Here is a 25996-nt window from a genome sequence, read left to right on the forward strand (position 1 = left end):
TGAAGAGAAAGGAACTTCATAGATGAAATTTTATTATTATTATCGAACGCTGACGTTAGCCTGTATCGATGCAGTTGCCCTGATCGTTGCGATGAGCTTTACCTATTTTTTCTTATATCCGAAGGAACTGTTCTCGCTAGTTGATACGCAACTCTTATTACAGTCCGCAGTGTTATTCGCCTTATTATTTGTCAGTGTTGCTTTTTTAATGAAGCTTTACCGTGTGAACTGGAAGTATGCAAGTATTCAAGAAGCATTAACATTGTCATTATCACTTGCGTTAAGTTCAGTCGGTTTGATGGCTTACCAAGTAATTGTGTTTGGACAAATTTTAGAGCGAATTACAATTCTTAGTTTTTGTATTTCGCTGTTGTTACTCGGTGCAATTCGTATTGCGCTCCGCCTACTCGGAATCGGACAACATTGGCGGAAATATGCGTTACCACGACGGATGGTCAAGTCACGGAAACGGACGCTCGTAATCGGCGCCGGACGCGCCGGACGTTCACTCGTTCGCCAGTTATATGCTTCACCATTCCATGAGTTGAAACCAGTTGCCTTTGTTGACGATGATCCAAAGAATATGCACTTCATGATTCAGGGGATCGAAGTCGTTGGGACAACCTACGATTTGGAAACAGTAATCGAAAAACATCGAATCGAAGCAATTGTTCTCGCAATTCCATCGTTGTCGCAACAACGCCGGATTGAACTAATTACGCAAGCAAAAGCTTTATGTAAAAATGTTCAGATTTTACCAATGATCGAGGAACTTGTCACCGGAAAAGTCTCGGTCAATGCGATTCGTGATGTGTCAATTGAAGATTTACTCGGACGGGAAGCCGTTGAACTCGATATTTCCGGGATTCGCTCAGAGATTGAAGGGCGGACCGTCCTCGTGACAGGAGCAGGCGGATCGATTGGCTCAGAAATTTGCCGGCAAATCGTGCAGTTCAATCCAACGACGATTTTGTTACTTGGTCACGGGGAAAATAGTATTTACTTGATTGAACGGGAGTTACGCGGTTTACAGTTGCCGATTAACTTAATTCCAATCATTGCTGACGTACAGGATCGTACGCGACTTGAACAAGTATTTGAAACTCATAAACCGCAAGTTGTTTTCCATGCGGCTGCGCATAAGCATGTACCTTTGATGGAAGCAAATCCTTATGAATCAGTAAAAAACAACGTATATGGAACACAAAATGTTGCAGAAATAGCTGATTTATTTAACGTCGAGCGTTTTGTGATGATTTCAACAGATAAGGCAGTGAATCCAACGAACGTCATGGGATCAACGAAACGAATTGCTGAGATGGTCGTGCAGGATTTAGGAAGTCGTAGCCAAACAAAATTCGCAGTCGTCCGTTTTGGGAACGTCTTGGGAAGTCGAGGGTCCGTCATTCCACTCTTTAAATCGCAAATTTTAGCAGGTGGACCGGTGACGGTCACACACCCAGAAATGACACGCTTCTTTATGACGATTCCGGAAGCGAGTCGTCTCGTCATTCAAGCCGGAATCTTAGCTGATGGTGGCGAAGTATTCGTGCTCGATATGGGTGAGCCGGTTAAGATTGTTGATCTTGCAAAAAATATGATTGAACTGAGTGGATTTACAGAAGATGAGATGCCAATCGTGTTCTCAGGGATTCGACCGGGAGAGAAGATGTATGAAGAACTGTTGAAAGACGGTGAAGTCGATCCGGAAGCTATTTATCCGAAAATCTTCGTTGGCAGAACACGTCAGAAAGAGTCACTCGAGCATATCTTAGCACTCGTAAATCAGCATAGGGAATCACCATTACAATTACGTAATACTTTACTCGATATCGCAAACGATGTCAGTACGCTTGAAAAGAATCTTATTTAAAAGAGTAACAAAGGAGGAACAACAATGAATTATTTGGCGATTAAACGTCCACTCGGCTTCTCAATCGCTTTAGTGGCCTGTATCGTACTTATTCCGATTTTCGTATTGATTATGGCTGCAATTAAGTTCGAATCTCGTGGCCCTGTATTTTTTAAACAAAAACGAGTCGGATTAAATAAAAATCATTTTAACATTTTAAAATTTAGAACGATGTATATCGAAACACCGAATGATACACCAACACACTTGTTAGCAGATCCGGACGTTTATATTACGCGGGTTGGAAAGATATTACGGAAAACAAGCCTGGATGAATTGCCTCAATTGTTTAATATCTTAAAAGGAGAAATGGCATTTGTAGGACCACGTCCAGCACTTTGGAATCAATACGATTTAATTGATGAGCGAGACAAATACAATGCTAATGATACATTGCCAGGGCTGACAGGATGGGCCCAAATCAATGGTCGTGATGAATTACCAATTGAAGTGAAAGCAAAACTCGATGGAGACTATGTACGGCGTATGGGGCTCTTGATGGATGCTAGATGTTTTGTTGCTACTGTGTTTAGTGTATTGAAAAGCGATGGTGTAGTCGAAGGTGGAACTGGAAAGATCACTAATAAAGAAGTAGCAAGCACAAAGGAGTAAAAAAATGAAAAAAGTATTAGTGACAGGTAAAAATGGATATATTTCAAAAAAAATTGTAGAAAAATTTAATAAAGAGCTTATTATGTGCGAAGCAAAGTCAGTACGAAACCAATATTATAACGAGATTAATTTTGAGGAATATTCAACTGTTATTCATACGGCTGCTATCGTTCATAAAAATGATTCAAAAAATAAATTTGCAGAAATTAATAGCGATTTAACATATAAAATAGCGAAAGATTGTAAATCCAAAGGTTGTAAACTGTTCATTTTTATAAGTACTATGAATGTATTTGGACAAACTAATGGAGTGATTAATAGTAGTACAGAAGAAAAACCAATAACTTTATATGGAGAGTCTAAACTAAATGCTGAGAAGAAAATACTTAGTTTAGAAGATGACAACTTTAAAATTGCAATCGTACGACCACCAATGGTATACGGAGCTGAAGCTCCGGGAAATTACAAAAATTTAGTTAAAATTTCTAAGATTTTATATGTTTTCCCTTCGATAAAAAATAAGAGAAGTATGATATTTATAGATAATTTAACTCATTTCATATACGAGTTATATAAAGCTAAAAAATCAGGAGTGTTTCATCCTCAAAATAGTGATTACATATGTACTACTGAATTAGTACTAAATTTAAGGAAAGAAATGAACAAAAAAACCATTCTTTTAAGTTTTTTTAATCCATTGGTAAGATTTTTAATTAAAAAAAACAGTTATTTCGAAAAAATTTTTGGGGATTTATATTATGATCAAGAAGACTTTAAATACGATTTTTATGAATCACCAATTAATTTTGAAAAATCAATCGTAATTATAGAGAGCGAGAATATAAAAAATGAGAATGGATTTAAATAATAAAATATTTGTTTCAATAATAATGCCTACATATAATGATATGGAATTTATCGGGAAATCTATCGATTCTGTATTAAATCAAACCTTTAGAAATTTTGAATTATTAGTTGTCGATGATTGTTCAACAGATGAAACTAAATCTTATATAGAGAAAAGAAAAAATCAAGATGGAAGAATAAAATATCTAAGTAATGATAAAAATTCTGGAGCAGCTGTTTCGAGAAATTTAGGTGTAGAAGTTGCACAAGGAGAGCTCATAGCTTTTATTGATAGTGATGATGTTTGGTTTGAAAATAAGCTTGAAAAGCAAATTGCATTTATGATGGAAAATAACTATCTGTTCACCTGTACTTTTTACAACAAAATAGACACAAATGATAATGATTTGGATACTATAATAACGTTTCCTTTTGAAACAAATTATAATGATTTATTAAAAAATAATTGTGGTAATTCAACAGTTATATACAATGCAAAAAAATTAGGTAAATTTTATATAGAGAATATAAAAAAAAGAAATGATTATTTAATGTGGTTAAAAGTAATAAAAAAAAGTAGCAAGCTCTATTGTCTAGACGAAGTACTATCTAGTCATAGATTACGGCAAGGATCAATTTCGAGTAATAAGCTGGATCTAGTTAAATATCATTGGAAAGTATATCGCGAATATGAAAAAATAAATATTTTCTATTCTTTGTACTTAACTTTGTTTTGGATAAAAAAAACTATACTTAAAAGAGGTAAACGATAATGAAAAACTTAGTAAATGAAATCCTTTTGAAAAAAGAGAAAATAGCAGTAGTAGGTCTTGGATATGTAGGAATGCCAATCGCAGTAGAATTTGCTAAAAAAGTTAAAGTTATAGGTTTTGATATTAGTGAAGAAAAAGTAAATCTTTATAAATCAGGGATTGATCCTACGAAAGAAATTGGAGATGAAGAGATTAAAAAATCAAAGGTAGCGTTTACAAGCAATCCTGAAGATTTAAAAAATGCAAAATTTCATATTGTTGCGGTTCCAACACCAATAAATCTAGATAAAACACCTAATTTAGATCCAGTGATAGGTGCAAGCGAACTTATCGGAAAAAACCTAAGTAAAGGGTCAATTGTAGTTTACGAATCGACTGTTTATCCAGGTGTAACTGAAGATATATGCATCCCTATTCTTGAAAAAAATTCTGGTCTTAAATGCGGAATTGACTTCAAAGTTGGATATTCACCAGAAAGAATTAATCCGGGTGACAAAGTGCATACTTTAGAAAATATTGTTAAAATAGTTTCGGGAATAGATGAAGAATCCTTAGAAATAATAAGTGGCATTTACGAAATAGTAATTAAAGCTGGAGTTCACAAAGCTTCATCAATAAAAGTTGCAGAAGCTGCGAAAGTTGTTGAAAATAGCCAAAGGGACATCAATATTGCTTTTATGAACGAATTAGCAATTGTTTTTAATAAGATGAATATCAATACGAATGAAGTAATTGAAGCAATGAACACTAAATGGAATTCACTAGGTTTTTATCCTGGATTAGTTGGAGGTCATTGTATAGGTGTTGATCCTTACTACTTTATCTATGAAGCTGAAAAATTGGGTTATCATAGTCAGATTATTTTATCAGGAAGAAAAATAAATGATAGTATTGGTAACTTTATTTCAGAAAATATTATTAAACAATTAGTCGTAGCAAATAAAAAAGTCAAAGAGGCAAAAATCGGTATTTTCGGTGCGACATTCAAAGAAGACTGCCCGGATATTCGTAACTCAAAAGTACTAGATATAGTTATGGGATTGAATAGTTATGGAATTGAACCTCAAATTATTGATTATAACGTAAACGAAAAAGACTTTTTCAATGAATATGGTAAAAAAATCTCTGTAATTGATGAAATTAACAACTTAGATTGTATTGTTTTAGCAGTTGGTCATGAGAAATATAAAGAAATGAACGTTGAAGAGTGGAATAATTTATGTGGAAATGTTACAGATAAAGTTTTTATAGATGTAAAAAGTACTGTAAATGAAAAAGATTTAAAAGATGTTGGTTTTAAATACTGGAGCTTATAAAAAGATGAGTAAGGAGAAAAAAATGAGAATTGCTTTATTAGCAGCTGGTTCTGATGTTCATGCAGTTAGGTGGGCAAATAAGTTAAATGAATTAGGACATGAGGTACATTTAATTTTTCAAAAAAATCATGATTTAAAGCAAGATCAGGTTTCCAATCAAATAAAAATTTACAAGTTAAATTTCAAGAAAACAATTGGGTATTATCTGAATGCGATCGAATTAAAAAAAATATTAAACAAAATTAATCCAGATATATTAAATGCACATTATGCAAGTGGCTATGGAACACTTGCGCGTCTTACTAATTTTCATCCATGTATTATTTCTGTATATGGAAGTGATGTATATGATTTTCCTTATAAATCAAAAATAAATATGAATATTATAAAGAAAAATTTAAATTATGCTGATGGGATTGCTTCTACTAGTCATGTTATGGCAAATCAAACTATTGATTTAGGAATTAAACATGAGCTAAAAGATATAAAAATCACACCATTTGGTGTTGATACAAATAAATTTAAAAGAAATGATAGAAATACTTCTAATGAAAAAATTATTATAGGAAGTATTAAAAAACTATCACCTAAATATGGGTTAGAGTATAGTATTAAAGCAATTAAATATATGATTGATAACAAAATGATTGATTTGGAAAAACTAAACTTTGAATATCGAATTTATGGAGAAGGAAATCAAAAAGAGGAGTTTGAAAAGTTCATTAAATTAAATAATTTAGAAAAATATATTAAATTAAAAGGACGAGTTCCAAATACTCAAGTACCAAATGAGCTTAATAATTTTGATATTTTTATAGGGTCTAGTATTTTAGAAAGTGAAAGTTTTGGAGTTGCAATTGTTGAAGCAATGGCTTGTGAGGTACCTGTCATTGTATCAAACGTTGGTGGCTTTAAAGAAGTAGTTGGAAATGGTCAGTATGGTGTAGTTTTTGAAAGAAAAAATGTGAAAGAATTAGCTGATAAAATTATAGATCTAATTGAAAATCCTGAAAAAAGAAGAAAAATGGGGGAATTATCTAGAAAACGTGTTTTGGATGAATACGACTGGGAAAATAACTCAAATTTAATGGTTGATTTCATGAAAAATATAAAGAAGGAATTTAATAAATGAAAAATATTATTATGTTTTCTACTAGCGAAATTTTTGGTGTAAGAAAAACAGGAGGGCTTAAAAGATTTTTAGAACTATATAAATATTATGAGAAATCAAAGAATTATAATGTTGAATTTTATTCTGGCGATGATGATTTAGTTTTAAGAAAAAATAAAATTCTTAATTATACGTCTTTAAAAAGGAAAACAAATAATAAATTTTATGTACCTAATGAGTTGCTTATTTTCTTCCAAAATTTTAAGCATATTAATAATTTGAAAAAGAAAAAATATGATGATTTGATAGTTTTTGATGTACCTACTGCACTATCATTATCGCTTTTGAACTGTAAAGATATAAATTTGTTTATAAGGCAAGACTTGATTGGATATAAATCAATATCTTTGAAAGAAAAAACAAATAACACGTTATTAAAAAAAGTATATTTAAATATGTTAAAAGTAGCAGAAGCCATTTGTTTAATTCAGTCTAAGAAAGTTATAGTTCAATGTGAATATGACTTAAATAAATTACTAGAAAGACATAAGCTCTTAAAACGAATTATTGCAAAAAAAAGCTTTGTACAAATTAATAATATCAACCCAACTTGGATTGAACAAAAAAATAACAAAAATATAGAACAAAAGTCATTTTCTTTTGAAAACATTGGTTTTATTGGTGATTTTTCAAATCAAAGAAAAGGTCACGAATTGTTTTTAAAGGCGATAGAAAGAATAAATTCAGATGATTCAAATGAATTAAATTGTAATGCTATTGTTATAGGTGATGGAGATTCTTTTGATTTTTATAAAACAAAATATGAAAATCAAAACGTATCTTTTATTGGAAGAGTAGAAAATGTTAAAGAATATCTTGCTAATTTTGATTTATTAGTAGTTCCATCGTTTGCAGATTCTTGTCCAAATACTATTCTTGAAGCAATTTATAATGATGTTGCGGTTATCGGTTCAAAAGCAGGTGGAATACCGGAAATTTTAAATTATGAAGAAGCACTTTTTGAACTATCAGTAGAAGACTTAGTTAGCAATATTGAAACGATTTCTAAAGAAGAAAATTACTATTTATTGCTTCAAAAGCAATTGAATAGAAAAGAAGAGTTAATGTTTAACTGGAGTGATAAAATCGCGAGGATTGTTGAAAATGAAAATATTAATTAAAAAAGTACGATCAAATCCTTTTTGGGATAAATTATTAAGAAATATGATTGTTGCTTTATCTGGAGATTCTATTTCTTCAATAATTAATATTTTAGTTTTATTTATATCCATAAAAATAATTGGAAATAAAGACTATGGGATTTTTATTCTTGCACAATCGTACATGTTGATTTTCGATTCGATTTTTAATTTTCAATCGTGGCAAGCAATAATAAAATTTGGTAGTAAATCTTTATATGAAAAAAACTTAAAGGTATTTTGTTCGAACATCAAGGGAAGTAGTATAGTCGATTTTTTAAGTTCTATTTTTGGTTTTATATTAGCAGTATCATTAACTTCTATAATTATTAAGTTTACTGAATGGCCGAATGAAATTAAAGTCATTATATTCATTAGCTGTTTAGAAGTATTGTTTAGATTTACTAATACACCGATTGGAATATTAAGATTAGCTAATAAATTTGAAATGGTAGCTTATCAAAAAATAATAACATCTTTGTTGAGACTATTCTCAGTTGTGATTTATTGGTTATTTGATTTTAATTCTTTGGCTGCTTTTACAATATTTTATGTATCCGCAAATGTTGTTGGGAATATTGTCTTAATTATATTTGCATTTAAAGAATTGAAAAAGATAGTCAATATAAAACAATTATTAAACGCAAAATTAAATTCTTCTGGTATTGAATATTATAAATTTATGGGGTGGACTAATATAAGTTCTACCGTTGATATACCAGCTAAACAATTAGATGTTTTCATAATTTCAACATTTTCAATTGAGCTAGTAACGGTATACAAACTCTATAAGCAAATTGCTGAAATACTTGGAAAACTTACTGCACCACTGTCTCAGGTTATTATGCCGCAATTTTCTATGTTAGCAGCTAAAAAAGAAAACAATAGAGGATATGAAGTAGTACTTAAATTAAAAAAAGTAACTTTACTTTTTATGATCCCTCTCGGGATTATCTTTTCTTTGGTAGCGCCGTTTATTTTGAAATTTTATTTCGGGAATATATATTTCCAAAATTCTATGGTTATGATCCTGTTAATATTTAGTAGAATATACTCATTATCATATGCAGCATTACATCCTTATTTTGTATCAATAGGTCAAGTAAAGAAAAATTTCCAAATTGTATTATGTGCAAACATTTTTTATGTACTTGCTACATTAGTTTTAAGTCAAACTATTGGAATTTATGGAATTGTTATTGCATATCTTTTGGAAGTTATATTTATTGTGAATATGAAGAAAAAAGTAATAAAAAGAATTATAGTAAACGATGAGGTGTTATTAAGTGGATAATATTAAAAATATAGCAATTCTTATTCCATGTTTAGCTAAAGGTGGAGCAGAAAGAGCAGCTGGTTTATTGTCGAAGTATCTTACTAAAGATTTCAACGTATTTTTAATATTATTAGACAGTAAAGAAATTGTTTATGATTATTCCGGAGAAATTGTTTATTTAGAATCAGAGGAGAACTTTAAAAAAAGTAATTTTAAAAATAAACTTTTATTTTTTTCGAAAAAATACAAAAAAATAAAAAAATTAGAGAAAATAAAAAAAGAATTAGAAATTGATTTGACAATAAGCTTTCTTGAAACACCTAATATAATAAATTTACTTACTAAGACCGGTGACAAAAAAATTGTTTCAGTTCGTAGTACTAGATCCTTACAAACTGAAAAAATAATTAGTAGAATCGAAAACACTTTCATCAAATTTCTTTATAAAAATGCCGATAAAATTATTTCTATTTCTGAAGGAGTTAAAACAGATTTGGTAAATCACTTTCATATAAATAGAAATTTAATTCAAACCATATATAATTTTTATGACTTCGATCAAATTAAAAAATTAAAAGAAGATAAATTAAATGATGAAATGGAAAGTTTCTTCCATAAAAGTGATGTAATTATTAATGTAGGAAGATTAATTACTGCTAAAAAACAGGCTAGCATAATCGAAGGATTCAGCCAAGTTCACTTAAATAATCCAAATACAAAACTTTTAATCTTAGGTGACGGACCTTTACGCTTGGAGTTACAAAAAAAAATTAATGACTTAGATTTAGATAATGTAATAAAGATTCTACCTTTCGATAATAACCCTTTTAAATACATATCTAAGGCAAAGATGTTTATTTTGAATTCAGAAAGAGAAGGATTTGCAAATGTAATTATTGAATCCATGGTTTGTAAAACAGCTGTAATTTCTGTTGATTGTTTATCAGGGCCTCGTGAAATTTTAGCTGGATTAGATGATTATGAGAAAGAAATAAATGACATAATCCTTACCGATAGAGGTGTTTTATTTCCAAGAACCTCTAAAAAAGATCAAGAGGAAGCATTTTATATTCAAAAATCTATTGAATTACTTTTAAGTGATAATGAGTTAGTTTCTAATATTGAAAAAAATGCAACTGAATATATTAAAAATTACAATGATGATGCAATATATTTGCAATGGAAAAAAGTTTTCAAAGAAATTTAAATGAGGTGTAAAATTTGTGGTTATTATATTTACTATTAGCAATAATAATTATAGTTATTGAAGTATATAGAAAAAAAGAGTTTTTTTTTGATTTCTTAAGTTTCTTTAATTTATATTTTATTGGATATTATTTGTTTCCAGCGTTTATTTATAATGCTTCTTTTATTGAGTATCATGGAAGATATGAAAAATATCTTGGAGAATTAAGCGGATCTTTCAAGGCCTTTATATTAATCTTCATGTCATACGTATTTGTTTTATTAGGATATCAATATCTCGCTAAAAAAATTAAACTGAAGCGAATAAATAATAATAATAATACAGAAAAAAAGCATTATGATTTTTCTGGGAAAGTTATCATAATAACATCTATTGTTTTATGGATAATTGGATTATTATCTTTATTTGTTTACAGTCGTTCATTCGGAGGCATAGTAAATTTAATTTTAAATTCAGGCCATATCCGAGACGGAAACTATGTCAGTTCTGGAGATGGATCATTAGAATTTATCAGAAGATTTATAGTTGCTTTAATATACCCATCTTATTTTTTATTTGCATATTTTTTAAAAAATCAAAAACTACTTCTATTGCTGATTTTTAGCATTGTGATTTCGTTTCTTTGGTTTTTTATAAATGCTGGAAGGGGAGCTATCTTACAATATATATTAATTTTATTTTTAATATATGCACTAGTCAAAAATAAAAAAATTAATATTCTTAAAACAAGTTTTATAGGATTTATTTTCTTTGTTGGAATAAACTATTTAAGACCATTCTTTAACAGCTTAATGTATTTAAAAGATGGAGTAGATGTTTTTAAAAAGCAATTTATTATTACCTCTACTAGTGGAAGATATTCGATTGAAGGGTTTAAGGATGTGATTTACACATTCTCATACTATTTGGAGCATAAATATGTATCACTTGAAGTAGCCATTAAATCTGTCGACTCTGGAAGACATATAGTAAACTTCTTCAGTGAGTTTGGAATTGCTATCTTAAGTTTAATACCTTCTAAATTTTTGTTTTTTGAAAAGCCAGATTCTATTATTTTTCATAACACTTATTATATAACTGGAATATATGAATCGTCTATTCCACCAGGGGCTATTGCACTTGGGTATTATTCTTTAAGTTCAATAGGTGTAGTAATCTTTTCTGTCGGGTTTGGTCTACTTGGAAAAAAATTAAACGATTATTTTATGAGTATTAATAATGTTATTTCGAAACCTCTGTATGTTTCCAGTATGTTTGTATGGTTAGACCTTTTCGTAGCAGGGGAGATTAGACAAACTTTACAACGATATTTTGTTTATATACTATTATTAGCATTCTTTATAATTAAATCAAAGGTGAGGTGGAGAAGTTGAAAGGAAGTAGTACAGTTTTAATCACAGGTTCTTCTGGATTTATAGGTTATCATCTTAGTAATAAATTAATCAAATTAAACTACAAAGTAATTGGATTAGATAATATGAATAACTATTATGAATTAAATTTGAAAAAGAATAGATTAAATAATTTAATTAAGTCTAATAATTTTATTTTTGAAAATATAGATTTAAAAAATATGAGTGATGTTAAAAATTTATTTGAGAAGTATGATTTTGATGTTGTGGTTAACTTAGCAGCACAGGCTGGGGTCCGATACTCTATTGAAAATCCTTATGCATATTTAGATTCAAATCTAACTGGTTTTTTGAACATATTAGAAGCATGTCGTGCTTATCCTGTAAAACATCTCCTTTATGCTTCATCCAGTTCTGTGTATGGCGGAAATAAAGTAGCTCCATTCTCGACGAACCATAATGTCGATCACCCAGTCAGTCTGTATGCAGCAACAAAAAAATCGAATGAATTGATGGCTCATACCTATAGTCACTTATATGATATTCCTACAACAGGACTACGTTTCTTCACTGTTTACGGTCCATGGGGACGTCCTGATATGGCCTACTTCTCGTTCACGAAGGATATCATTGAAGGAAATCCGATTAAAGTATTTAATCATGGGAAAATGGAACGTGACTTTACGTATATCGATGATATCGTCGAAGGAATTGTCAAATTGATTCCACGTGCCCCGGAAAAAAATCCGGATTGGGATGAAAGTAAGGATGAACTTGGTGCAAGTTTTGCGCCGTACCGTGTTTATAACATAGGAAACAACCAACCGGTTCAACTTATGAAGTTTATAAATGTGTTAGAAGAAAAAATCGGTAAAGAAGCTAATAAACAATACATGGAGATGCAACCGGGTGATGTCATGCGGACTTATGCCGATGTATCTGAACTGGAACGCGATATCGACTTTAAACCGAGCACTAGCATTGAAGATGGACTTGGAAAGTTTGTCGACTGGTACAAAGAATACTACAACGTAAAGTTATGAAAAGGATGAGACAAATGAAAATTACAGTTGCTGGAACAGGATATGTCGGTCTTTCGATGGCCGTTTTACTCGCACAACATAATGAAGTCACATCGATTGACATCATTAAAGAACGTGTCAAGCTCGTCAATGATCGCAAATCACCAATCGTTGATGCGGAAATCGAGAACTTCTTGCAAAATAAAGAATTGAATCTTCATGCGACGACAGATAATTTTGAAGCCTATAAAGATGCCGAGTTCGTCATCATTGCAACACCGACGGATTATGATCCAACACGGAACTACTTCAATACACGGACGGTCGAAAGTGTCATTGCGACGGTCCTTGCCATTAATCCGGACGCGACGATGGTGATTAAATCGACGGTACCGGTTGGCTACACACAAGAGCTAAAAGAGAAGTTCGATACGCCAAACATTATCTTCTCACCAGAGTTCTTGCGTGAAGGGCAGGCACTGCATGACAATCTTTATCCGTCACGTATCGTCGTCGGGGAACAATCGGAACGAGCGCAACAATTCGCGGATCTTTTACTTGAAGGAGCGATTAAAAAGGATGTACCGATTCTTTTGACAGATTCAACAGAAGCGGAAGCGATAAAGCTATTCTCGAATACGTATCTCGCAATGCGGGTTGCCTTCTTCAATGAACTTGATACATATGCTGAAGTACGTAGCCTAGATACGAAACAAATCATCGAAGGCGTCGGGCTTGATAGCCGGATCGGCAATCACTATAACAACCCATCATTCGGTTATGGTGGTTACTGCTTACCGAAAGATACGAAGCAGTTACTCGCGAACTATGATGAAGTACCGAATAACATCATCGGGGCGATTGTTGAAGCAAACCGGACACGGAAAGACTACATTGCTGATACGATCATCAAACAAAATCCGAAAGTCGTCGGCGTCTATCGCCTGACGATGAAGACAGATTCAGATAACTTCCGCGCCTCATCGATTCAAGGGATTATGAAACGAATCAAGGCGAAGGGGATTGAAGTAACGGTCTTCGAACCCGTTTTAACAGAAGATACGTTCTATAACTCACGCGTCATTCGTGATCTTGAAGCGTTTAAACAGGAATCAGACGTGATTCTTTCGAACCGCATGCACCCTGAATTGGGTGACGTCGAAGAGAAAGTCTACACGCGCGATTTATACAGTCGGGATTAATCAAGGTTAAAAAGAGCCGCTATTTTTCGAAGTTAGTTCGAAGAATGGCGGCTCTTTTTTGTTTGGGTCATATGGATGATCAATTTATTTAAAAATCCTTAGCGTATTTATACAATTTATCATTTTCAGTTCTTACTGTTACTACAACTTTGCTTTGGTTTTGCCAAAGACCGAATCTGAAATTGATACTGATCCCCCAGTTAGAGTAAGGATTGATTACTGTATCGATTTCTGAATTTTGAAGGGCTTCCGGAGTGTAGGACGTAAATAAAGTACCATTCTCGTAAATTTCAATTTTTTCGATGAAGACTTTTTCACTCGGTTCATAGTTATATAAGTTGATAGACAAACCTTTGATGAGGCCGTTGATAATGACAGATCCGTAAGCATTCATGGATACATTGGGTTGATCAGAAACGGTGAGGGTTTTTGATGTAGTGACTCCATCAGCTGTTCCTGTAATCGTTACGGTCCCTTCGGATAACGTTTTTAACAAACCATTTTCGTCAACTGTAGCAATGGACTCGTTTGAACTGTTCCAAGTCACTTTCTGATTTGTCGCATCGCTTGGGTAGATTGTAGCAGTCAACTGTTGAGTTTTTCCTGTTTTCATAGTGCTAAGATTTATAATCTCGATAGCAGAAACCGAAATCTTTTGAACTGTGACTTTACGTTTAATTTCTACAGTATTTCCGGCTTTATCTGAGACGCTATAAGTAACAAAGTAATCTCCTTCTACTGAAGTGTCCACTGAACCGGTCGTTTTCATCTCGGCTGTAAGATCGCCATCGTTATTATCAGAAACGGAGACACCTTCCAGTGGATTAAAAGTTGTATTGAGTCCTGCTACTACATCCATTGCTCCGGAAATTACAGGCTTAACATTATCGATGACAACAACTGTACGTGATGTAGAAACAGTATTTCCAGATTGATCGGTGACGGAATACGTTAAAGAGTAGGTCCCGGCTTTATTAACATCGACCGAACCACTAACCTGAATGAAAGATGTGATATCACCATCACTATTATCAGAGGCGGAAATACCTGTTAACGGATTAAAGTCCTGGCCAAAATTGATTTGAATATCTTTTACTCCTGAAAAAACAGGACTGACTTTATCGATTACTGTTACTTTACGTTTAATGGAAGAAACATTTCCAGACCGATCAGTGACCGTGTACGTTACAAAATAGGTTCCGGCTTTATTGACATTAACGGAACCAGTAACTCGAATGGCTGAGGTAATATTACCATCATTGTTGTCAGACACAGAAACACCAGTTAAAGCATTAAATTTATCTCCTAGATTAATTTGGACATTTTTAGCGCCAGCAATTACCGGCTTAATGTTATCAATGATTGTAATCGTACGTGTGACCACCGTTTTGTTTTTTGCTTTGTCTGACACCGTATAAGTCAATTTGTAAATTCCAGCTTTTTTAGTGTTCACCTTACCGGAAATCTTGATATTTTTCGTGATGTTTCCATCGACATTATCTTTGGCAGTAACACCAGTCAAAGCATTAAATGTAGAATTGATATAGATTTTTTTATTAGCAGCACCAGAAATGGATGGTTTAGCAGTATCTTTCTTTACAGTAATCGTACGAGTAACAGTCGTCTTATTTTTCGCTTTGTCTAAAACGGTATAAATCAATTTATAAGTTCCTATTTTTTTGATATTGACAGTACCAGAAACTTTGATTTTTTGTGTGATGATTCCATCGGCATTATCTTTGGAGGTAACACCAGTCAAAGCATTAAAAGAAGAACCGATGTAGACGGTCTTGTTAGTAGCACCAGAAATAGAGGGTCTTGCTGTATCTTTTTTCACTGTGATTGCACGAGTAATAGTTCTCTTATTCTTCGCGTTATCTGAAACAGCATATGTCAGTTTATATGTACCGATTTTTTTCGTATTGACCGCGCCAGAAACTTTAATGTTTTTCGTAACGTTTCCATCGACGTCGTCCTTTGCTGTGACACCAGATAGAGCATTGAAAGAAGTCCCAAGATAAACTGTTTTATTTGCTGCACCGGAAATAGACGGTTTAACAGTGTCTGAAGCTGCGAACGCCGTACTTGGAACAGACGAACAAATTGCTAATAGACAGGTCGCGATAAAGTAGTTTTTAATATTTACTTTCAATCAAATCTCTCCTAAATAAAAATATTTTTATGAAACGATTATATTATACCATTAATGTAAAAAAGTTCTATAAATAAAAATATATAGAATCATTACAATGAGGTATTGTTGACACATAAAATCCATCATATTTTACCAGTCACTCCGGAGACACCTGAAATCCTTGTTCGCTATACAGAAAAACATACCATTCTGCATTCGAAAAAACGTCGTCGTTCTCGATACCACGAATGGATATCATCTCGGATCGGGAGGTATCGACGATTACGGCTGCAATTTAAGGAAAATCAGGGAATGTCCGTTCTGTCGACGTCGTTTTTTGAACGAGACAAAACGCCATCATTATATTGGCATCATTGACCACTCACTGGCTTGTAGCCCAAAAATGTGTTGTCTCCGTAAGACCGAGAGGTCTCCTGTGCTTGTACTTTGGAAGAAGCCTTTACTCAGTATCTCTATAAAGGGCTCCAACATATTCGGTATAACGTGTAACAGACAGGGCTACCGAAGACTGACAGACTGGTTGGATTGTTATCAGTTGGAGTCGTAGCCGTTAAGAAGTGATGCGTCAATAGTCTATCGAACGAGGAAATGGAAGGAACAGAGAATAAGATTAAACTCATCAAACGTCATGGTTATGGCTACCGAAACCTGGAGCAATTCTTTTTGAAATCGTATCTCGAACGTAGTCGTTAAATAGCAATCATATCTTATGGTAAAAATACTAAAAATGTAATATTAAATATTAAATATTAAATTAACCTTTTTAGGAATGAAAATAAAAAGGTTAATCAAATCAATTTTATTCTTAATTGATTTTGTATAATTTCAGCTTTTTACGATTTTCGTAGTTCGAAGAAACTTGCATATTTAGCTGATGATACACGGATTACAAGAATTTTTATTTAAGGTGAATAAGTGATTTTTTATATAGAATCCTATCAAAATAAACAAATAGTAGAATCGATTATTCATTTGATTTGAAATAAAAGGAAACCATAATTTTCTGTGGTAAATTAATCTTTGGGATTATTTATATAAAGATGGAGGAGTCTAGTTGAAAGCTTATTATTCAGGATTGGTTTTAGCCGTTGGTTTTACATTACTTGGGTGGACACATACTGTATCTGCAGTAGAACAAGAGCAGATTAAACGGGTGATTGTTCAAGTTAAAGGAACAGATATGGGAGAAATAGAAGGAGATATTGTCTCTTCTAAAAAAAATCGAAAGCAGACGATTCTTCAGGTCGAGGTACCGGAAGGAACTTCGACATCTTCTTTCATTAAAGAACTTAAACAAGAAGACAACGTATTGCGTGTTGAAGAAGATCGATTGCTAGATTTGACGTATTTACCAAATGACTATTACTTTTATTCACAGTCTCATCATCAAAATATACATTCGGAAGAAGCCTGGAATCGGTCAATGGGAGCTAATGTGACAGTTGCGGTTTTGGATAATGGAATTGATATGAATCATGAAGATCTTTCGAACAAGATTACGGATCCTTATGACGTGGTCTATGATTCTCCTTATACACTGACGAGTGGCGATCACGGAACACACGTTGCAGGTATCGTCGGCAGTTCTATCGATAACTATTACGGAGGGGCGGGTGTTGCGCCATATGCAACCATCATGCCGATTGATGTCTTTGCTGGAACATCTGCTTACACCTCTGATGTTATTGAGGGAGTGTATCGCGCGGTTGATCATGGGGCGAATATCATCAATATGAGTCTTGGAAACTATTATTACAGTTCATTTTTCCAAGACGCGATTACCTACGCCTATAATCGCGACGTATTAGTTATCGCAGCAGCCGGAAACGATGCAACGAGTTCGGCACATTATCCGTCCTCCTATGACCATGTCATCTCTGTTGGTTCGACTACATCAACGGATGAACGGTCTTATTTCTCGAACTTTGGGTCGAATATTGACATTACAGCACCGGGAAGCAGTATTTATTCTACGACTCCTTACAATTCATACAGCTATTACAGCGGGACATCGATGGCTTCGCCAGTTGTCGCGGGTGTTGCGGCTCTTGTGAAATCAGCCGATTATAGTATGTCAGTCGACTCTATTACAGATCGATTGATAAGTACAGCCGACGATTTAGGTGACGCCGGTCGTGACGATTACTTTGGCTATGGACGTGTCAATGCGAAGTCAGCTCTTCATATTCAAGACTTGTCCTATGTCTCGGTAAATGAGGTGTCGGATTCGTCTGATTATATTACGGGATACCTCCCATCGAACAATGGATATGGTAGTATTTATGTCTTTAGCAATTACAATGGAGTATATAATGGATTGATCGCATACGGTTCAGGCATATCAGGAGGAGACTTGTTCTCGTTACCGGTCTCACGCATGCCTGCCGGCACAGAATTACGTGTTGTTTTTGCGGACTACTACGGAAATTCCAGTCCGACCACGTACACCACTGTGGTAGATCGAACGGCACCTAACGCACCATCACTAGGAGCAATGTCGGATCAAACCGAATACGCATACGGATATACAGAACCGAATACATACGTTCAAGTCGAATCGTCTTATCAAGGCTTTGTGACTAGTGGCTATTCCGACTACTACGGTCAATTTAATTTCTATGTTGGAAAACAACCGGCAGGGTCAAATCTCTCTGTGTTTGCGATGGACGCATCAGGTAATCGAAGCGAAACAAGTACGATTACAGTTTCAGATCAGACCGCACCAATCATTTCAAATGTAAATGAAGTGACGGATCAGTCGACAAGTGTGTCTGGTATGACGGAGGCATATGCTAGTGTTTCTGTCTTTAATGACAACAATGAATTACTCGGTACTGTGTATGCAGATGAATCGGGTTCATTTAATGTACCAATCAAGCGTCAAGCGAACGGACAAGGATTATATGTCCTTGCGACAGATCATTCTGGAAATACAAGTACGAGATTCAATGTGCTCGTCGTGGATCGCACTCCACCTAATATCGGTAGTGTGGAACAAGTTGGTGATTCAACTACTGAGGTCAAAGGTGTCGGTGAAGCGAACGTGACCGTTGAAGTAAAAAACACGAGCAAACAATTGCTTGGTCACTCAACATCGGATGCGAACGGCAATTTCGCCGTTACAATACCAAAACAGACAAAAGGAACTACATTGTATGTGACGGCTATTGATGCAGCAGGCAATACAAGTAAACGCTTCACGATTTCCGTTATCGATAATACATTGCCGATTATCAGTGGACTATCTGAAGTCTCAGACCGTATGAACACGATTACAGGCCAGACAGAAGTTGGAAGCTTCGTCGAGCTGACGAATGAAGCGAAAAAGACAATCGCTCAAGGTTATACGGATGAGAAAGGAAACTTCTCCTTAATCATTGAAAAACAAAAAGCAGGGACTATCTTGTATTTACTCGCGACAGATGAAGCCGGTAATATCGGTAATAAGAAGAAACTGACCGTACTCGATAAAAAGGCACCTGTCATCACGAAAGTAGAAGAAGTGTCTGATCAATCTACAGTGGTTAAAGGAATCACTGAAGCAAATGCAACAATCATTCTTAAAAAAGAGAACAAAGAAGTGGTTCGTGGAACGTCAGATACGAAAGGTATATTTAATTTGACGATTCCAAAACAGCTTGCCAAAGTCAAGCTAGTCCTAACGGCAACAGATACAGCAAATAACATCAGTAATGAGAAAACAATTACCGTTATTGACAAAACAGCACCAACAGCACCACAAGTCAGTGAAGTGTCGGATCGCTCGACTGTAATCACTGGGAAAGCGGAAGCGCAGAGTACTGTCATCGTGTCTGTTGATCAAACAGAGAAGTGGCGGACCACTACTCTTGCGAATGGAATGTTCAGCATATCGGTTGAGAAATTAACTGCGAATGCAATCTTGGAAGTGACGGCTGTCGATGAAGCGAAAAACATCAGTGTAGTTACGAAAGTCACGGTCAAAGACCGGACGGCACCAGCTCAACCGAACGTCAATGAAATATCGGACCGTTCGACGACAGTCACGGGAACGACTGAGAAAAAGGCTAAAGTCATCCTGCAAAAAAACAAAGAAGAACTGGCACGGGCGACAGCGGATGCTACGGGACAATTCACGGTGACGGTACCGAAGCAAACGGCCGGAACAGAATTTGTAATCATTGCTCAGGATGAGGCGGGCAATGCAAGTACACCACTCAGCATCCTCGTCATCGATAAAACGGCACCGGCACAACCGACTATCGAGCCGATGACGGATCTCCTTGATACCGTCAAAGGAAAAGCCGAAGTCGGTAGCACGGTCACGGTTAAAAACGGATCGGTACTGCTGGGACAAGTGACGACAAAAGAAGACGGTACGTATGCCATCATCGTTGGCAAACAAAAAGCAGATACTATATTGTCTGTAACAAGCACGGATAAATCAGGGAATGTCAGTCAGGCGGTCGAGACGAAAGTACTCGACCAGACGGCACCTGCTGTTCCAGTCGTGACAGAAGTAACGGATCAGTCGACTTCTGTTAAAGGAAAAGCTGAAGCTGGCTCTGCGGTAGCGGTGAAAGCCGGGACGACGGAACTGGTAAAAGGAACAGCGGATAAAAACGGCGCATTTACGGTCGTCATTCCAAAACAAAAAGCGGGAACACTGCTGTTCATCACCAGTACGGATGCGGCAGGTAACATCAGTAAAACGATTGAAGTTAAAGTACTCGACCGGACGTCACCGCTTGCACCGACACTTTCTGAAGTGACGGATCAAACAACTGTAATTTTAGGGAAGGCCGAAGCAGACGCCGTGATTTCTGTTACGGTAGGGTTGAAGGAAGTAGGCAAAACGGTCGCCGGGAAAGACGGAGCGTTTAAAGTAACGATTCCAAAGCAGGCAGCAGGGACGACCTTGACGATGACTGCAACAGATGGAGCAGGAAACGTCAGTCCGACTGTCACAACGCTTGTAGCTGATAAAACGGCACCAACGCTCCAGGTCAATCAGATCACTAATCGTTCTATTCTCATCACAGGAACGACTGAAGCGAAAGCCAAAATCCAACTGACTTATGCTGCCAAAACGATGGAAACGACAGCTGATGCAACCGGTAAGTTCAGCTTTACGATTAAAGCAGTGAAAACAAACGAAGAGTTCAGCTTTACGGCATCAGATAGCCTGGGAAATAAAAGTGATATCCTAAAAATGAAAGTGACCGATGCGACGCTGCCTGTTCTTAAAGGCGCGACGGATGTGACGCTTGAAGCAGGGATAGTCTTTGATACAAAACGCAATATCACGGCAACGGATGAAACGGACGGAGACCTCACCAAGTCCATCTTAATTGCCGGGACATTCGACAGTAAGAAACCTGGACTTTACAGTCTGACGTACAGCGTAAAAGACCGGGCAGGGAATGAAGCGAAGATGATTCGGCGCATTACGGTCAAAGATACGGTTAAACCGGTTCTGTCAGGTGTGACGAATCAGTCGATCAATCTGAATAGTACGTTTGATTCGAAAAAAGGCATCACTGCGAAAGATAACATCGACGGAGACTTGACGAAGAGGATTCAAGTGTCAGGCAGTGTCAATCTGAAGAAGGTCGGCGCGTATACTTTGACTTATAAAGTCGTGGACCGTTCAGGAAACACGGCGACTCTGGTTCGTAAAATCACGGTCAAAGATAACGTGAAACCAGTCATTACAGGAGCGAAATCAAAAACGATTAAGTACAAATCGACCTTCAATCCGAAGACAGGCGTCACAGCAAAAGATAATGTCGACGGTTCGTTGACGAAATCCATCAAAGTAAAAGGAAGTGTCAACACAAAACGTAAGGGCATATATGCCTTAACGTATACAGTAAAGGATAAAGCAGGAAACAATACTAGTGTGAAAATTAAAATCACAGTGAAGTAAATGTGATGTTCAAAAAGATAGTGACTCCTTCTAAAAAGGAGCACTATCTTTTCATTTCTTGAAATTTAGATGGTGTCTGTCGAATGAAATTATAGAAAAATATAATTAAAAATTGGTTGGCTTTAAGACCATAGAAATCGAAAAAAATTTTAGCATATTAACAGAGTATTTTTAATTTAATTCTGGGGGAATCATAGTATGTGTAATTTTAATAAAGCAATAAAGAATGTAACTCTCCTGTTAGGAATCTGTATTGTCCTATTTTGTCTGCAAACCAAAGTGAATGCAGCGGAGTCTCAATTCTCTCTTCTTCCATTTGAACAAAAAGATCAGGTGATTTATGGAAAAATTCAACCGAATGATGAAGCACATCTTCAGTTCAATCATCAACTTTTTACAGTGAAAAGTAATACGAAGGGGGAGTTCTCTCTTAAACTTAAACAACCAGTAGGAAACGAATCCGTCGTTTTATTTCAGAAAGACAAAGATGGATTTGAACAAAAGACGACTGTACAGCTCGCTACGGATTTCAATACAGACGATTTAAATACGAATAGCATCGTTCCACCTTCGTACCTAGGAATTCAAGACAACCAATTTATTTTCGTAAGCCATTCTTCGTACAGGATATACGTGATTTACGAGGGTAAAACTTATTCTGGATTAGGTTCGTTATTGGTTCCAAAAAATAAGTCAAACGAATTGAAATTTTTTGGACAAGATGATTCACATGAATTTGGTGAAAAAAGTAAACTTGTTGTGAAGCAAGTGAACGAAACTGAATCATTAAAGATCAACTCGTTTGATGTTGAAGGGTCACGATTAAAAGGAACGGCTTGGCCCTATGGACATTTAAAAATAGTAGATAAAGAGGGGAATACCAAACAAGATATTGAACTAGAAGCAGACGGAAACATTGATATTCATATTCCATTGTCCTCTTATGAGTTAGAGGAGGGAACCTCTTTTACTATACAAGATGCGCAATCACCCGTTCCCTTGTTCAACCAAACGATTCAAATCTCCTCATTCATACCTAGTAAAGAGAAGGCAGTCTATTTCTCACATGACGTCAGAAGTAATACAGTCATTGGGAAAACCTATAGTGATGCGCAAGTTCAATTGGACAAACAAACCTGTTCATCACCCGATACATCGGGCATGTTTACATGTTCTCTTGCTATTTCAGAAGACCCGACACATCAATTAACAGTCATCCCAAAAGGAAAACCAGCTGTATCCGTATTTTTCGATACCGATTTCAATACAGATGCCTTTCCATTTTCATTATCGCAATCCTTGTCTTCTAACAATGCAGAATTAAATGGTACGACTCTTTCGAACAAAGAATTCAAAATCGAAGCAAGTAACGGCCTGTCGATAAACTTTAATTCGGATGCGACAGGTGAAATTAAGCTAAAGCTCCCAAATGCATATAATCTGAGCTATCAAGTATTCCTAAAAAGGAAGAATGGCAACTATCACCTAATCAAATCCATTAATGTAGACGATGAGCGAAAAATTCCTGAGCCAGTGTTAAAAGTTCAAAACGGTGAATTGGTTATTTTTAATCCCATGTATGAAAAAGATGCGCATTTACAAGCGGAGTTGTTGATTGAAAAACCTAACGGAGAATGGGATTTAAAACAATTGACGTTTGATCGGTGGATGCAGGAACTGAAAAGCATTAATGTCACAGAAATCCAAGACGGTGATCACTATACGTTAACGTTATTTAAAAAACAAAACGATCCGAATTCACGTGCTATAAAAGGGATATTCAAACGTATCGTGAAACCGAAGTATGATTTGAAACAAAGTAATGCATTAACTTTGGTTGGACGAACAGATCCGTTTGCTAAAGTTAAGATTAACTTCTCAGTCTTCAGAAACTATGAATCCTCTTATATTATGCCTAGAAACTACGAAGCAAAAGCAGATGGAAAAGGAAACTTTCAAATCAGTCTAAATCAAAAACAAGCTTTTAGAATTGATTACAGTGCAAGTATCGATTCAACGATAACGAGTGAGGACGGCTTAAAAAAGGACTACTATTATCAAACCATTGGAGATAGTACATCACCTCGCATTCAACTAGCATCGAAATATATCGCAGACTCAGATCCCGCATTCAATTTACTCTCAGATGATCGATTGAAGAAAATCGAAATTAAATATTTTTCGAACAATAAGTTGATTACAGAAAAGGTAGTTTCACCTGTAAAATATCTAAGCTTTATTTACACTCCTAAAAAACAAACTACTTACAAAGAGAACGCGATCAACAAAATTATGGTTCGTGCCACAAACGTCAGTCAACAGACTTCGTTGTGGTCGACCTTTAAGGTGACGAGTACAGCTTTTCCAAAGGTTCAATTGAAAAAAGTGTATATCGGAGATAAAGAAATCCACGGGAAAATTTCCGTCAAAAAATCATTTGAGTTGCTTGCCAATGATAAAAAATACGTTGTCAAACCCTCATCAAGTGGGACGTTTAAAGTTAAGTTAAAATCACCTATTAAAAAAGGAACGAAGACAATTAAAGTCATCTTAAAAAATGATGTTGATGATAAGAAGACGCTGACAGAAAAAGTATTGACCAGTAAAAAATAATTTAGATTCTTTATTAAGTCGTCAATTGATGTTCTCAAGATATATTTAATCAATAGACATATCTCAACACACGGTGTAGCGATTTTAAGTTCTGGAAAATACTCAGGAATGAACTCGGTCGTGTAAAGCGCATTAAGAAGGAACGGGCGAGGTTCAAAAAAATGTTTGTTTAAGGGTGTACTAATACTATTTTCATTTGCTCAAAAATAATAGATCGAGTTAGTTCATCTAAACTATTGTTTGTTTTTTACACAAGAAGAGGTCCAAGCGATAACCATCGCCTGGACCTCTTTTTGCGTTCGATGTTTCAATTCGTTGACCTGCCTCTGAAAAGTGACCGGTTTTGTTTTGTGCATCCTGTATAATTGTGTCATGCAGAAGCACTCAGAATTGGAATTGAGTAATCGGTTATGAGATTATATTCAAGTGGTTTAGAATTTATTGTAATTCAGCGTCTTGTTTGATTTTAAGTGAATGAACCCATTCTTTTTCGCGTACTTCGCACTTTTCGCACCTTGCTTAGAAGAAATCGTCAATGTCTTGATGTCTTCTTCTTCGTTCAACTCCTGAAGATCTGCCATCCGGTCTTTTGACCATTGGTCTTTTGCGACCGTCGAGTAGTTGAAGCTTTCCCACATGATGCCATCGATGTACGGGTACGTATGGTATTTTAATGTCCCGAAGCCCCAGTTTTGAATCAATGAGAGGTCCGCATGTTTCGTCTTGACGCTCTTTAAGAAGTTCGTCATCGCGACTTGCTGCTGCTCAAGAATCTTTGGTTGGTCGGCATGTTCGTTGTCGATGTCGCCGACTGTATCCAAGAAGACACCGTCGAGTCCTTTATTGACGACCTGCTTTTCGACTTCTTGCATGAGGACCGCTTGGTAATGCTTCGAGTTGATGTCCATTAAGTATGAATCCCACTCCGCGTAGTGGACACGTTGTCCATCACGGTGGAAGAAATCTGATTCCTTTAATTGCGCCATCAAGTCTGTGTTCCAGTTGTCGGCTTCCATCGTGTTGATGTAGCCGTAGACTTTCGTGCCGTACTTTTGAATTTCTGCGATTTGTTTCGCCGAGTAGAAGACCGGTTCGATGATCATGACATCGTACTTTTGCATCTTCTTGATTTTTGATTTCGTCGGTGCATCGTAGTAGACCTTATACGAGCTGACGGAATCGAGTGGATTCGTTGATTGAGCTTTGCCCGTGATTGGTGTCATTAGTAACACTCCTAAAAAAAGAATGCACAAAAAAGACGTCACGCGTTTGAGTGAGATAATACCCATGGTTAGTAGCCTCCTGATTTTTTATCAGAGAGCGGCTGCGGCATTGCAGACTGGCGATCGGTATCCGAAGATCGACGACCCATGTCTTTGCGCCCTTACTTTTCAGTAAGTTTGCCCTTCTCGATATTTAGTTGTAATTGCCTGTTTGACTAAATCTTACCACTGCTAACAAAAATGTAAATAACTATTTTAAGGAGAGTGTG

At 35.4% G+C, this 25996-nt stretch carries 16 protein-coding genes, 1 pseudogene and 1 riboswitch; of the genes and pseudogenes, 15 read left to right on the forward strand and 2 right to left on the reverse strand.

Annotation, left to right across the window (positions count from 1 at the left end; genetic code table 11):
* Nucleotides 1–22: 22 nt before the first annotated feature.
* From KNP99_RS12100 to KNP99_RS12155, 12 genes are read left to right on the forward strand one after another with little or no spacing between them, the layout of a single operon-like run.
* Nucleotides 23–1873, forward strand: a complete 1851-nt coding sequence (locus KNP99_RS12100; RefSeq protein ID WP_215193262.1) for a polysaccharide biosynthesis protein — start codon at nt 23–25, stop codon at nt 1871–1873.
* A gap of 24 nt (nt 1874–1897) precedes the next feature.
* Nucleotides 1898–2524, forward strand: coding sequence for a sugar transferase (locus KNP99_RS12105; RefSeq protein ID WP_215193263.1), 627 nt, complete (start codon nt 1898–1900; stop codon nt 2522–2524).
* A gap of 4 nt (nt 2525–2528) precedes the next feature.
* Nucleotides 2529–3392: an NAD-dependent epimerase/dehydratase family protein gene (locus KNP99_RS12110; protein ID WP_215193264.1), complete on the forward strand. Its 864-nt coding sequence runs from the start codon at nt 2529–2531 to the stop codon at nt 3390–3392.
* On the forward strand, nt 3373–4143 hold the full coding sequence (locus tag KNP99_RS12115) for a glycosyltransferase family 2 protein (RefSeq protein ID WP_251133093.1): 771 nt from the start codon (nt 3373–3375) through the stop codon (nt 4141–4143). Before KNP99_RS12110 ends, KNP99_RS12115 begins: the two co-directional genes overlap by 20 nt.
* Nucleotides 4143–5459: a nucleotide sugar dehydrogenase gene (locus KNP99_RS12120; RefSeq protein ID WP_215193265.1), complete on the forward strand. Its 1317-nt coding sequence runs from the start codon at nt 4143–4145 to the stop codon at nt 5457–5459. Before KNP99_RS12115 ends, KNP99_RS12120 begins: the two co-directional genes overlap by 1 nt.
* A 4-nt stretch (nt 5460–5463) precedes the next feature.
* The gene (locus KNP99_RS12125) at nt 5464–6591 is read left to right on the forward strand and encodes a glycosyltransferase family 4 protein (RefSeq protein WP_215193266.1); all 1128 of its coding nucleotides are present in this window, start codon (nt 5464–5466) and stop codon (nt 6589–6591) included.
* The gene (locus tag KNP99_RS12130) at nt 6588–7751 is read left to right on the forward strand and encodes a glycosyltransferase family 4 protein (RefSeq protein ID WP_215193267.1); all 1164 of its coding nucleotides are present in this window, start codon (nt 6588–6590) and stop codon (nt 7749–7751) included. Before KNP99_RS12125 ends, KNP99_RS12130 begins: the two co-directional genes overlap by 4 nt.
* On the forward strand, nt 7735–9063 hold the full coding sequence (locus KNP99_RS12135) for a lipopolysaccharide biosynthesis protein (protein ID WP_215193268.1): 1329 nt from the start codon (nt 7735–7737) through the stop codon (nt 9061–9063). Before KNP99_RS12130 ends, KNP99_RS12135 begins: the two co-directional genes overlap by 17 nt.
* Nucleotides 9056–10252: a glycosyltransferase gene (locus tag KNP99_RS15530; protein WP_215193269.1), complete on the forward strand. Its 1197-nt coding sequence runs from the start codon at nt 9056–9058 to the stop codon at nt 10250–10252. The genes KNP99_RS12135 and KNP99_RS15530 overlap by 8 nt, the downstream gene beginning before the upstream one ends.
* 14 nt (nt 10253–10266) lie before the next feature.
* Nucleotides 10267–11625: an O-antigen polymerase gene (locus KNP99_RS12145; protein WP_215193270.1), complete on the forward strand. Its 1359-nt coding sequence runs from the start codon at nt 10267–10269 to the stop codon at nt 11623–11625.
* Entirely contained in the window at nt 11622–12647 is a 1026-nt protein-coding gene (locus KNP99_RS12150) for an NAD-dependent epimerase (RefSeq protein WP_215193271.1), read from the forward strand. Before KNP99_RS12145 ends, KNP99_RS12150 begins: the two co-directional genes overlap by 4 nt.
* A 14-nt stretch (nt 12648–12661) precedes the next feature.
* Complete coding sequence (locus KNP99_RS12155; protein WP_215193272.1) at nt 12662–13828, forward strand: nucleotide sugar dehydrogenase; 1167 nt, start codon at nt 12662–12664, stop codon at nt 13826–13828.
* An 88-nt stretch (nt 13829–13916) separates the two neighbouring features.
* Here the strand turns inward: KNP99_RS12155 and KNP99_RS12160 are convergent, their stop codons facing one another.
* The gene (locus KNP99_RS12160; RefSeq protein ID WP_215193273.1) at nt 13917–15980 is read right to left on the reverse strand and encodes an immunoglobulin-like domain-containing protein; all 2064 of its coding nucleotides are present in this window, start codon (nt 15978–15980) and stop codon (nt 13917–13919) included.
* 579 nt (nt 15981–16559) lie between these two features.
* Here KNP99_RS12160 and KNP99_RS12165 point away from each other — a divergent pair.
* From KNP99_RS12165 to KNP99_RS12175, 3 genes and pseudogenes are all read left to right on the forward strand, one after another.
* Nucleotides 16560–16676 (forward strand): annotated as a pseudogene (locus KNP99_RS12165) (transposase); the annotation flags it as partial.
* 361 nt (nt 16677–17037) lie between these two features.
* Complete coding sequence (locus KNP99_RS12170) at nt 17038–21891, forward strand: Ig-like domain-containing protein (protein WP_215193275.1); 4854 nt, start codon at nt 17038–17040, stop codon at nt 21889–21891.
* 198 nt (nt 21892–22089) lie between these two features.
* The gene (locus tag KNP99_RS12175) at nt 22090–24504 is read left to right on the forward strand and encodes a hypothetical protein (protein ID WP_215193276.1); all 2415 of its coding nucleotides are present in this window, start codon (nt 22090–22092) and stop codon (nt 24502–24504) included.
* A gap of 431 nt (nt 24505–24935) precedes the next feature.
* Here KNP99_RS12175 and KNP99_RS12180 read toward each other — a convergent pair whose 3' ends face one another.
* The gene (locus KNP99_RS12180; RefSeq protein ID WP_251132214.1) at nt 24936–25727 is read right to left on the reverse strand and encodes a glycoside hydrolase family 191 protein; all 792 of its coding nucleotides are present in this window, start codon (nt 25725–25727) and stop codon (nt 24936–24938) included.
* Nucleotides 25728–25834: 107 nt separating this feature from the next.
* Nucleotides 25835–25919, reverse strand: a riboswitch (cyclic di-GMP riboswitch).
* Nucleotides 25920–25996 lie beyond the last annotated feature (77 nt).

Source organism: Exiguobacterium sp. s95, assembly GCF_018618655.1.
In the GTDB taxonomy this organism is placed as follows: Bacteria; Bacillota; Bacilli; order Exiguobacteriales; family Exiguobacteriaceae; genus Exiguobacterium_A; species Exiguobacterium_A oxidotolerans.